The organism is Hymenobacter glacieicola (assembly GCF_014640315.1).
In the GTDB taxonomy this organism is placed as follows: Bacteria; Bacteroidota; Bacteroidia; order Cytophagales; family Hymenobacteraceae; genus Hymenobacter; species Hymenobacter glacieicola.
In genome coordinates this window covers 223,649-235,505 of sequence record NZ_BMGS01000008.1, presented here as the reverse complement: position 1 = coordinate 235,505, position 11,857 = coordinate 223,649, and the positions used below count along the sequence as shown (strand labels likewise).

The following is an 11,857-nucleotide window of genomic DNA, read 5'->3' as shown; positions in this document are numbered from 1 at the left end:
CGAATCAGAACCCGGAAATAGGGTCGTTACCCTGCGGTAGGCTCAAAATGACAGTCGATATGAAGAATAGTAGACGCAGGGACTGGTCTGGCTCAGCGGCTGTAAACTGCCTTTCTTCAACAGGCTCGGACTTCAGGCATTCATAATTTTGCCTTGGTTGTCCCAGTGGCTATGTTTTACGGCCATGCTGCCCGGTTCCCGCTTGATGGTGCGCGTAAACCGCTCGCCCACAATTTTGCCGTCGGGGCGGCGCTTGCCGAAGAACAGCACCACCGGCTCACCGTTCTCGTTGGTCCGGAAGGTGATGTCATAGCCCTTGAACACGTCATTTATGGTGGCGGAGGGCTCGTAGATCTTGCTTAGTTTCTTGTCGAGTTGCTCGTGGAGGGGCATGGTAGTGCGTGGGTGGTTTCGGGAAAGTGTACGGGTAATTTTGGGTAGCGGTATAGTGTTGAGGTAGCCGACGGGCTGAACTAGACAAGCGCAAAGTTGCCGTCAGAAGCAACGGAGCATTACTTTACGGCACAAATCACCTGCTTTGCGTATTTAGTGGTCGGGCTTGCGTTATCAGCGGCCTAGTTGCACCTGCCATGCTGCATAGCCTCCTGTTTACTTCTTTCGATGATGCGGCGCGCCAGGCGCAATACGAGGCCGTGCAGGCCGCCCTGGAAGCAGAGCCCACCACCTTTCCCACCGTTCTGCTCGGCAACTTTGAGGTGGAGGGTGAGGTAGTGGATGCGCTGGTGGTGCGCCCGCACAGCGTGACGGTGCTGCTGTTTGTGCCCCAGGGCGGTTTGCTGGACATTGCCAATTCGCAGGAAAGCGCCTGGCAGCTGGGGCCCTACCTGCTGCAGGGCGACGAACACGCGGCCAACCCCTTTGAGCAGTTTTTGCGTCAGCAGGAAGCCGTAGCAACTTGGCTGAACGGGCAGCTTCCCAGGCCCGCCGTGCTGCCGGAGCTAATTACCGGGCTGGTACTGTTTGCCGGTTCCGTGCAGTTTGGGCCGGGCGTCGAAACCTACCTGCGCCGCCAGCCCGGGGCCGAAAACTTTCAGTTGCTCAGCACTCTGGCCCAACTTCCGCGGCGGTTGCGCCAGCTGCACAACCCGGAAATCAGCCTGGCGCCCGACGACCTGCTGACCTGGGTTCAGACCCTGACTATCTCTCCGGGTTCGGCGGAAGCTTCGGAAAATGAGCTACCCGCGGGCGAAGGCAACTACTGGGAGCAAAAGGCCCGGCAGCTGTGGCGCTGGCTCGGGGCCGAGGACATTCCGCACGATGCGCCGTATGGCTCGGCGGCCGAGGCCGTGGCGGCCAGCCAGCAGGAAATGCGGCGCCTGGAGCACCTCAGCCAGCAAGTGCGCACCGAGCTAACCCAGCAGCGCCAGGAAATGGAAGCCCGCGAAGCCGAGCGGGAACAGCGCATTGAGCAGCTCCGGGCCCAGCTAACACAGACTCCCAACGCGGCGGCCGAGGTAGCCGCCTTGCAAGCACGCTTAGCCACCGAAACCCGGGAGAAAAACCTGCTGGAAGAAGCCATCCGGGCGGCGCAGCTGGAGTCGGCGGCGCGCAACCAGGAAATGGACGCCCGGATCCAACAGTTGGGCCACCTGATTCAGCAACTGCAAACCCAACCTGCCCCACCAGCTCCGGTAGCGGCCAGCACTCCTGCGGCCTCCACGGCACCCGTTGCGGCAGTTCGCGCCGCCTCTCGCCCGGCCCCTACCTCCGTTACGCCCGCGAAGCCTGCGCCCCAGCCTACGGGGCGTAATTTGCTGGACCGACCTTCCTGGCGGGTACAGTGGCCTCGCGTGGCTATAGTTGCAGCCGTTGTCTTGGGTGGTGGACTCGGAGTGTGGGGCCTGGTTCACGTAGCCAGCCGGCGCGCAGAGCCCGAGCGCACTGCCCAAACTACCACGGATCGTTCAGCTGCCGATGAGCAAGCCTCCGAAGTTCAGGCCCCTACCCTTACCGACATTCAACCCGATATGGTAGTGGTGAACGAGGACACAGAAGACCAAGAAACCCAACGCATGGCTGACTCTTTAGACCGAGTGGCCACCACGCCCCCTGAAGAGGACACAGATGTAACTGACTCAGTAGACGCGTCTGTTCCTGCTGTACCTGACTCCACAGACGCGGACCTACCGTAACCGTACCTTTTACTATCCCTGAAGCACGTAGCAAACCCATAAAAAAGGCTCCAACCACCGTGGTTGGAGCCTTTTTTATGCTACTTAATACGGGCCTTACCTAGTACGGTTTAGCTTCGTGGCCTACTGCTTCGGCTTGCGCCACGGCGTCGGCTGCTTTGCTTTCGTTGTACTGGTTGCCGCCTTCGGCCGTTTTGCCGCTCCGGGCTTTCTGCAGGCCATCGGCCAGACGCTGGCCCCAATCCGGGTCGCAGTTGGTGCACAGCTCCACCATTTTGTCGCTCACCTTGCGGTCAGCGTCGGCCAGGGCACCCACCATGTTGCTGATCAGGTCGTCACGTTCCCAATCTTCGTGCAGACGGTACCGCTCGCCGGCCTGCTTGAAGTTGTTGGTGCGGTCCAGGGTCTGGCGCACCAGACGGCCCGTGTACAGGGGCGTATGCTCAGGAGCGGTGCGCGGCGCTTCCTTCAGGCCGTTCAGGCTGCTGGGCTCGTAGTTTACGTGCACGTTCTGGCCGGGAGCCGAATCGACGTGGTAGGTCATCTGACCGTCGCGCTGGTTGGTGGCCACGTGCTTTTTGGGCGCGTTGATGGGCAGCTGCAAGTAGTTGGTGCCCACGCGGTAGCGCTGGGTATCCGAGTACGAGAACGTACGGCCCTGCAGCATTTTGTCGTCGGAGAAGTCCAGGCCGTCGACCAGCACCCCGGTGCCAAACGCCGACTGTTCTACCTCGGCGAAGTAGTTTTCGGGGTTCTTGTTCAGGGTCATCTTGCCCACGGGCAGGAAGGGGAACTGATCCTGGGGCCAGATCTTGGTGTCATCCAGCGGGTCGAAGTCCAGCTCGGGGTGCTCATCATCCGACATAATCTGCACGCACAGCTCCCACTCAGGGAAGTTGCCGGCCTTGATGTTGTCGAACAGATCCTGGGTAGCGTGGTTGAAGTTTTTGGCCTGAATGGCTTCGGCTTCCTGAGCTGTCAGGTTCTTGATGCCCTGCAGCGGCTCCCAGTGGTATTTTACCAGCACGGCCTCACCTTGGGCATTAATCCACTTATAGGTGTTTACGCCCGAGCCTTGCATCTGGCGGTAGTTGGCCGGAATGCCCCAGGGCGAGAACAGGAAGGCTACCATGTGCATGGCCTCCGGCGTGTTCGAGATGAAGTCGAAGATACGCTCACCGGTTTGGCGGTTATGCACCGGGTCAGGCTTCTGGGAGTGAATCAGGTCCGGGAACTTCATGGCGTCCCGAATAAAGAACACCTTCAGGTTGTTGCCTACCAGGTCCCAGTTGCCGTCTTCGGTGTAGAATTTCACCGCGAAGCCGCGGGGGTCGCGCAGGGTTTCTGGCGAGTGGCCGCCGTGGCCTACCGTGCTAAAGCGTACGAACACCGGCGTTTGCTTGCCGGGCGTGTTAAACAGCTTGGCGCGGGTGTACTTCTCAATAGGCTCGTCGCCTACTTTGCCGTAGGCTTCAAATACGCCGTGGGCTCCAGCGCCCCGGGCGTGTACCACCCGCTCGGGAACCCGCTCCCGGTCGAAGTGGCTGATTTTCTCCAGGAACTGGTAGTTCTCCAGCGTAGCCGGCCCGCGGTTGCCTACGGTGCGCAGGTTTTGGTTGTTGGTGAGCGGGTGGCCCTGGCGGGTGGTAAGGGTTTGGGCATTCTCACCCGCGGCCGTACGCTGGTCGTGGGAGGTGCCGGCGCCGGTAACGGCCGTTCCGGTACCATCGCCGGAGAGGCCGTTCTGGGCTTGATTCTGCTGTTCTTGTGCCATACCTAGTAACGTGTAAGTGATGGGTGTACTACCGCGAAGGTACATGGTTGGTTGGTGCTAGTGGAGAATTTTTCTCCGAAAGAATTTTGGCTTTCTCTCTTTCCCCTCGTCTAGCCCCGCCGTAAAAGCCCGCAACTCGGCCACTACCAGCATATTTACCCAGTTGGTAGAGCCCGGCCAAACTCCCGGGACTACCTTTGCCGCCCAATGCCTGTATCTTCTGCTACCGCCCCCACCCGCGTGTACACGCCCGGCTTCTGGCTGATGTGCCTCTCGTCGCTGCTCTTTTTCATGAGCTTCAACATGCTGCTGCCCGAGCTGCCCGACTACCTCACGCGCCTGGGCGGGGCCGAGTACAAGGGCTTCATCATTGCCTTATTCACGCTCACGGCGGGTCTTTCGCGCCCCTTCAGCGGCAAGCTGGCCGACACCGTGGGCCGCATTCCGGTGATGGTGTTTGGCTCGTTGGTGTGCTTTGTGTGCGGCTTTTTTTACCCCTTTACCGCTACGGTGGCGGCGTTTCTGGGGCTGCGGCTGCTGCATGGCTTCAGCACCGGCTTCAAGCCCACCGGCACCGCGGCCTTTATAGCCGACATTATTCCCTACGCCCGGCGCGGCGAGGCCATGGGGTTGCTGGGGGTAGCTGGTTCCCTGGGCATGGCCGCCGGGCCCATGCTGGGCTCCTTCCTGGCCGAGCAGTTTTCCCTGAACACCATGTTCTACTGCTCCTCGGGCCTGGCGTTGCTAAGCCTGGTGGTGCAGGGCACCATGACGGAAACCCTACCCCGGGAACAGCGCCAACCCTTCCGCTGGGGCTTGCTGCGCCTCGACTGGAGCGAGGTGCTGGAGCCGCGGGTGCTGAAACCGGCCCTGGTGACGCTGCTGTGCCTGTTTCCGTTCGGGGCCGTGCTTACTGTCATTCCCGACCAAAGCCGCCTGCTGGGCCTCACGCACGGCAGCAAAGGGCTGTTCTATACCTGCTACACCGGCGCCTCCCTGGTAGTGCGCTTGCTGGCGGGCCGGGCCTCTGACCGCTACGGCCGCGTGCCGGTGCTTATCGGCTCCTCCGCCCTGATGGCCCTGGCCTTGGCCCTGATGGCGCTGGCTACCTCCACGCCGCTGTTTCTGGGCGCGGCCATCTTGTTCGGACTAGCCACGGGCCTGAATTCGCCTACCCTCTACGCCTGGACTGTAGACTTGAGCCACCCGGAGCGCCGGGGCCGGGCCGTGGCTACCATGTACATTGCCCTGGAAGCCGGTATTGGCCTGGGGGCCTTGCTGGCCGGCTGGCTGTACGCCAACGAGCCCGCCCACCTGCCCTTTGTGCACGGCCTGAGCGCCCTGACCGTAACGGCCGCGCTGCTCTACCTGCTGGTGCAGCCCCGCACTGCTGCTCCGACGGAGGCATAGCCGGAGTTGGCAGCTCGGCGGCTTTTCGATAGTTTTACTACGCTACCGGGTTGCCCGGCTATTCTATCACCTTAGTAGTTATCGAAAGTTACATGATTACTCGTGTTGCTCCTGCCAGCTGGCGGGGTGCGTTGGCCGGCCTGGTGCTTTGTTTTCCGGTCCTGGCCTGGGCCCAGGAGGTTCCCGTTCGTTTTGGTAAGCTGGATGCGCAGGAAGCGGCCCAGCTCCTGGCCCGCCCGGCCCCAGATTCGGCCGCGGCTGAAGTTATCTGCGACTTTGGGCAATCGACCATCAAAGGCGGGCAAGATGGGTTTGAATTGCGCTTTGAGCGCACCGCCCGGCTACTGATCCGGCGGCGGCCTGGCTACGAGCATGCTACCGTGCGCGTAGTGCTCTACCACGACCCTAAAAACGGCAGCCGCGAGCAGATTCAGCAGCTAAAAGGCATCACCTACAACCTCACGGGCAAGGAGCTAAGCAAAGACCTGCTGCGCACGGAGGCCGTGTTCAGCCGCAAGCTCAACGACCGCCTCGATGAGTATGCCTTTACCCTGCCTAACGTGCGGGAGGGCTCTATTCTGGAATTCACCTACGCCATCCGCTCCCCGTTTCTGTTCAATTTGCAGGACTGGCAGTTTCAGCAGGCAATTCCGGTGCGCTGGAGCGAATACCGGGTTCAGATTCCGAGCTTTTACCGCTACAAGGAAATGACCCGCTCTTACTGGCCTTTTGCCGTAAATACCAGCGGGGCGGCACAGTATACCACCACTTACCGCGAGAAAACCCAGGACTCCTACGGTGCCACCAATGCCAGCAGCACCGACAAGGCCTACCAGATCAGCACCCAGGCCCTTACCCGGCGCTGGGTTCAGCAAGACATTCCGGCGTTCCGGCCCGAACCCTTTCTGACCACCGAACACGATTATCTGAGCCGCGTTGACTTCGAGCTGGAACGCATTCAGTTTGACCCCAACCGGGACCCGCAGTTTGTAGTCAGCTCCTGGGCCCAGATTGAAAAGGAGCTGTTGGAGAAAGAAGAGTTCGGGCAGTACCTGCAGCAAAACTCCCCGCTGGCTTCCGCTGCCGCAGCCTTGCGCTCCATCCCGGACCCGGCGGCCCGCGCAGCCGCGGCCCGGCAACTGGTGCTGCAAGCCGTGGGGTACAGCGGCTCGGCCTCACTTTATGCGCGGGCTACCCCCAAACGAGTGCTGGAAACCCGTCAGGGCAACGCGGCTGAAATCAATCTGCTGCTGGTGCGCCTGCTGCGCGAAGCCGGCCTGGAGGCCCAGCCCCTGCTGCTGAGCACCCGCAACCACGGCCGCATTCAAACGGAGCTGCCCGTGCTAAGCCAGTTTAACTACGTAGCGGCTCACGTGCGTTTGCCCGGCAACCAGGAGCTGGTACTGGACGCCACTGACCCTACCCTACCCCCGGAGCTGCTGCCGGAGAACTGCCTCAACGACCAGGGCCGGCTGCTGGGTTCGGCGGGGCGCTGGGTTGCCCTGGCGCCGTCGGCCCCCAACCTGCGCTACACCCACGCCCGCCTCACGCTCGAGGCGACGGGCACTTTGCAGGGAACCGTGCGCCAGGAGTACGCGGGCTACGCCGCTTCGGAGCACCGCCAGCCTGTGGCGGCCCTGCGCCAGCAGTGGCAGCAGGCCCACCCCGATTGGCAGATTGAAAAAGCGGAAGTGGTGGCCACTGACCTGACCCGCCCCGTAGCTCTTACGCTGGCGGCCCGCCTGCCCGGGGCTGAAGCCACGGCCGCTACACTCTACGTGCGCCCGACGGCCCAACTGGGACTGCCCGCCAACCCCTTCCGCCACCCCGACCGCCTCTACCCGGTGGATATGGCCAGCCCCCAGCGGCTGGAGTACATGGTGGAGCTTACCCTGCCCGAGGGCTACGCCGCCACGGAGCTACCCGCCGCCGCTACCCTAGCCCTACCCAACGAGGGGGGCCGCTTCGTGTTTAGCGTAAGCCAGCCCACGGCCCAGACTCTGGCCATTACCAGCCGCCTGCATCTGGCGAAAACCCATTATTCGGCCGAAGAGTACCAGGCCCTGCGGGAGCTGTACGCCCGGGCGCTGGCCAAAATGGCCGAGCCGATTGTGGTGCAGCGCCAATAAACTACCCGGCCTATTTGCTTGGGTAGCGCTGAATAGTGATATTTCGATTCCGCTTCTCTACCCTGTTGCAACTGTAGTATATCTCCCGCAGTGCTAGCTCCGGACAAGCAGTCCAAGGCCTGGGAATAGCTATCCTTCAATCGTCACATTAACCTACCCGTGTTGGTATGATTCAACCTTTACTCCGCCGGCTGTTTCTGGCTGGTATTTGCTCCGGTGCGTCCGTATCCATAGCCTACGCCCAGGCTGACCCTATTAAGTTTGGCAAAATTGACGAACGGGACCTGACCGGCCAGAACTTCGTGGCCGATAGCGCCGCTCCGGCCGTGGTGCTCTGCGACTTTGGCCGCTCCCGCTTTGATTACAGCGAGGGTGGGTTCCGCGTGATTTTTGAGCGAGTAGCCCGCATCAAAATTCTGAAAAAAGCCGGCTACGACTACGCCACGGTAAAAGTGCCGCTCTACCACCGGGGCACCAACGAGGAAAAGCTCACGGCCCTGCGCGGCTTCACCTACAACCTGGTGAACGGGCAGGTCGTCAAGGAAAAGCTCAATTCTGAGTCGATGTTCCGGGAAGAAAGCACGCCCAACATCACTATCCGCAAATTCACGATGCCTAACGTGCGGGAAGGCCCCATTGTGGAGTTTGCGTACACGGTAGCCTCGGAGTTTACCTTCAATTTTCAGGACTGGACCTTCCAGTCGGATATTCCGGTGCGCTGGAGTGAGTACCGCGCCGCCATTCCGGAGTACTTCGACTACAAGATGCTGATGCAGGGCTACGAGCCCCTGGAAGTGCAGGAGCGCACGGAAGGCACCACCCAGTACGTCATCCGCTGGTCCTCGTCCATTGAGCCGGGCATGCAGGGCGGCCGGCAGTCGGGCGGCTCGGAAACGGTTACGCCCCGCGTAACCAACTTCCGCTGGGCCATGAAGAACCTGCCCGCCATGCGCGAGGAGCCCTACATGACTACCACCAACGACTACATTGCCAAGATTGACTTCGAGCTGGCCGGCACCAAATGGCCCAACGAAGCCTATAAGTCGGTGGCCAACTCCTGGGAGAAGATTGACTACGAGCTGCTCAACGAAGACAGCTTCGGGGCCCAGCTCAGCCGCGGCAGCTTCCTGAAGCAGCAGCTCGCGCCCCTGGTAGCCCAGCACACCGACCCCGCCGCCCGCACCGCGGCCGTGCATGATTTGATTCGTCGCGCCGTAAAGCACAACGGCAACAACGGCGTTTTCTCCTCGGGTAACATCCGGCGGGTGTACGAGCAGAAATCGGGCTCAGCCGCCGACGTGAACCTGCTGCTGATTGCCGCCCTGCGCGAAGCGGGCCTCCAGGCCAACCCCGTCGTGCTGAGCACCCGCAGCCACGGCCGCATGGAAACCAACGTACCCCTGATGAGCCGCTTCAACTACGTGGTAGCCCACGTAGCGCTGCCCGAAGGCAAGGAGCTGCTGGTGGACGCCACCGAGGAGCTGGCTCCCTGCGGCATGCTCCCGTACCGCTGCCTCAACGGCGTGGGCCGCCTGGTGCTACCCAAGGCCAGCGAGTCGCGGTGGGTGGAGCTCAAGCCCGCCGACCGGCTGGTAACCTACCGCCAGATCAACCTGGCGGTAGATGAAAAAGGCAGCCTCAGCGGCAAGGTACACCAGGAACACGGCGGCTACTTGGCCCTGAACCAGCGCGAAAAGCTGCGGAAGCTGGGCGAGAAAAAGTACGTGGAGGAAATCATTACCGACCATGAGGGCTGGAGCATTCCGAAGTACACCTTCCAGGAGCGCGACAATCTGCACAAGCCCCTGATGCTGGACTACGAGTTTGCCGCCGCGGGCGGAGAAACGCCGGCAGGCACCATTTACCTGAACCCCATGCGCTACTTCGGCACCGACAAAAACCCCTTCCTGCACGAGGGTCGGCGCTTCCCCGTGGATTTCGGGGCCTCCCTGGATGAAACCATCGTGCTGACTATTACCCTGCCGGCGGGCTACCTGCTGGAGGAAACCCCCAAAGGCATGTCCGTGCAGCTGCCCGAAGGCGGCGGCCGCTTCCTCTACAACGTGCAGCCCGGCGAAGGCACCATTCAGATTATGAGCCGCATGAGCCTGACCCGGCCGGTTTACTCAGCCGAGGAATACGCCTACCTGCGGGAGTTTTTCACCCACGTGATGACCAAGCAGGGCGAAAAGCTGGTGCTTAAGAAGAAAGTCTGATGCGTACCTACCTTTTTCCCTTTGTAGCCGGCTGCGCGGCTTGGCTGAGCGTGGCAGCGGGCCCGGCGCGGGCCGCCTACGGGCCGGCGCCAAAGTATGCGGTGGCTGCCCTACCCGGTGCCCTGCGCGAAAACGCCCACGCCGTGGTTCGCCGCCACGAGGAAACTCTGCTGGTAAAGTCGGTGAGCCGCACGGTGGAAACGGTGCGCCGCGCCGTTACGGTGCTCGATGAGGCCGGAGCGCGCTGGGCGACGGAACTGGTGTACTACAGCCAGCTCAACAGCATCAGCTACTTCCGGGGTAGCGTGTACGACGCCGAGGGCCGGCTGCTGCGCCAGCTCCGCCCGGCTGACATCCACGACATTAGCCTTTCCGACGGCTTCAGCCTGGCTTCCGACGCCCGCGGCCGGGTAGCCGATTTAAGCCAACCCTCTTACCCCTACACGGTGGAGTTCGAGTACGAGGTAGTGTCGGATAACCCCTTGTTTTACTCGACCTGGCGGCCCCAGCCCGTGGAGCAGCTAAGCGTAGAGCAGGCCTCGTTTCGGGTATTGATGCCCACGGGCCTGGCCCTGCGCTACCAGGAACTGCACCTGCCGGCCGGGGCCGCCCAGGCTCGCCACACCCAGGGCAGCCAGGAAGTATACGAATGGCAGGTGCACGATTTGGCCGCCCGCGAGGAAGAACCTGACGGGCCCTCCGTAGCCGATGTTACGCCAGCCGTGCTGACGGCGCCCACCCAGTTTGAGGTAGAAGGCCACGCCGGCCAGCTTTCCTCCTGGGCCGACCTGAGCCGCTGGACCTACGAGCTGAACGCCGGCCGCGACGCCCTGCCGCCGGCCCTGCAGGCGCGCATGGCCGCCCTGGTACAAGGCGAAACCGATGAGCGGGCCCGCATCCGGAAGGTGTACGAGTTTCTGCAGACCACTACCCGCTACGTCTCCATTCAACTGGGCCTGGGCGGCTGGCAGACGTTTCCCGCGGCCTCCGTGGCGGCCAATGGCTACGGGGACTGCAAAGCCCTGACCAACTACTGCAAGGCCCTGCTGGGGGCGGCCGGCATTACGGCCCACGCCGCACTGGTGCGCGCCGGCTCCGATGAGCAGGACATTCGCACGGACTTCCCCAGTTCCCAGTTCAACCACGTGGTGCTGTGCGTGCCCCTGGTCAAGAGTGCCCGGCCCGATACCGTGTGGCTGGAGTGCACCAGCCAAAGCAATCCGTTTGGGTACATGGGCGGCTTCACGGGCAACCGCCACGCCCTGCTGCTGCTACCCCAGGGCGGGCGCCTGATTGCTACCCCCCGCTACGGCGCCACTGAAAACCGGCGCGAGCGACTGGCCGACGTGTACCTGGACGCCCAGGGCAATGCCACAGCTACCCTGCGCACCCTGCGCACCGGCCTGGAATACGACGCCGTGGCTACCTTGCCGAGCCTGGACCTGCCCGAGCAGAAAAAGCACATCAGCAGCCGGCTGCCCCTGCCCAACTTTACCCTGACCAAGGTAGCCCTACGGCCCACGCCTCCCGGCGCGGCCGTGCCCGGCCTGACGGAAAGTCTGTCCCTTACGCTGCCGGCTCTGGCCCCGCCCAGCGGCAAGCGCGTGTTCCTGACGCCCAACCTGCTCAGCCGGCTTTCCGCCCCGGCCGCCAGCGTGGGCGAGCGGCAAACCGACCTCTGGCTCGACCACGCCCTCACCCAAACCGACACGGTGCGCCTGCACGTGCCCGCCAGCCTGCGTCCCGAGCAGCTGCCCGCGCCCGTACAGCTCAGCACCCAGTTCGGCACCTACTCCAGCCAGCTGCAAACCCTGCCCGATGGCACCATTCAGTACATCCGCCGGCTGCAGCTGCCGCGCACCCGCTTTGCCCGCACCGACTACCCTGCCTACCTGGAGTTTCGGCGCAAGATCAGTGCGGCGGACAAAGCCCAGTTGGTATTGCTGAAAACGGACGCGTAACGACTTCTAACTCAACGCAACAAAGCGCGCCTACCCCCGTCCGGGTAGGCGCGCTTTGTTGTGCCAGGGGCCGCAGCCCGGCGCAGGTTGCAGCTGCTAAACTGCAGCCCCTGAAGCGGCGTTTCCAGTTGATTCTATGGGCAACCCGACCCCAGAATTATATGCTTTCCGCCGGAGGACTTCGGCAGTAAAACTGCCTACCTTAGAGCTTCCC

General features: G+C 62.5%; 7 protein-coding genes. 5 read left to right on the top strand and 2 right to left on the bottom strand.

Annotated elements, in window-relative coordinates; all coding sequences use genetic code 11:
• Window positions 1-132: 132 nt before the first annotated feature.
• A complete protein-coding gene (locus IEW18_RS15870; RefSeq protein ID WP_188558846.1) occupies window positions 133-393 on the bottom strand; it encodes a hypothetical protein in 261 nt (86 codons plus the stop codon).
• A 197-nt stretch (window positions 394-590) separates the two neighbouring features.
• On the opposite strand from IEW18_RS15870, the gene IEW18_RS15865 reads away from it, so the two are divergent.
• On the top strand, window positions 591-2,153 hold the full coding sequence (locus tag IEW18_RS15865) for a hypothetical protein (RefSeq protein ID WP_188558845.1): 1,563 nt from the start codon (window positions 591-593) through the stop codon (window positions 2,151-2,153).
• Between the two features lie 100 nt (window positions 2,154-2,253).
• Here IEW18_RS15865 and IEW18_RS15860 read toward each other — a convergent pair whose 3' ends face one another.
• Window positions 2,254-3,927 (bottom strand): catalase, encoded by a 1,674-nt coding sequence (locus IEW18_RS15860; RefSeq protein ID WP_188558844.1) that lies wholly within the window; start codon window positions 3,925-3,927, stop codon window positions 2,254-2,256.
• A gap of 207 nt (window positions 3,928-4,134) precedes the next feature.
• Between IEW18_RS15860 and IEW18_RS15855 the strand changes: the two genes are divergently transcribed.
• The 4 genes from IEW18_RS15855 to IEW18_RS15840 all read left to right on the top strand — a co-directional run bounded on the left by IEW18_RS15855 (window position 4,135) and on the right by IEW18_RS15840 (window position 11,643).
• Entirely contained in the window at window positions 4,135-5,337 is a 1,203-nt protein-coding gene (locus IEW18_RS15855) for an MFS transporter (protein ID WP_188558843.1), read from the top strand.
• Between the two features lie 92 nt (window positions 5,338-5,429).
• Window positions 5,430-7,466, top strand: a complete 2,037-nt coding sequence (locus IEW18_RS15850) for a DUF3858 domain-containing protein (protein ID WP_188558842.1) — start codon at window positions 5,430-5,432, stop codon at window positions 7,464-7,466.
• 167 nt (window positions 7,467-7,633) lie between these two features.
• Entirely contained in the window at window positions 7,634-9,682 is a 2,049-nt protein-coding gene (locus IEW18_RS15845; protein ID WP_188558841.1) for a DUF3858 domain-containing protein, read from the top strand.
• Window positions 9,682-11,643, top strand: coding sequence for a DUF3857 domain-containing protein (locus IEW18_RS15840; RefSeq protein WP_188558840.1), 1,962 nt, complete (start codon window positions 9,682-9,684; stop codon window positions 11,641-11,643). The genes IEW18_RS15845 and IEW18_RS15840 overlap by 1 nt, the downstream gene beginning before the upstream one ends.
• Window positions 11,644-11,857 lie beyond the last annotated feature (214 nt).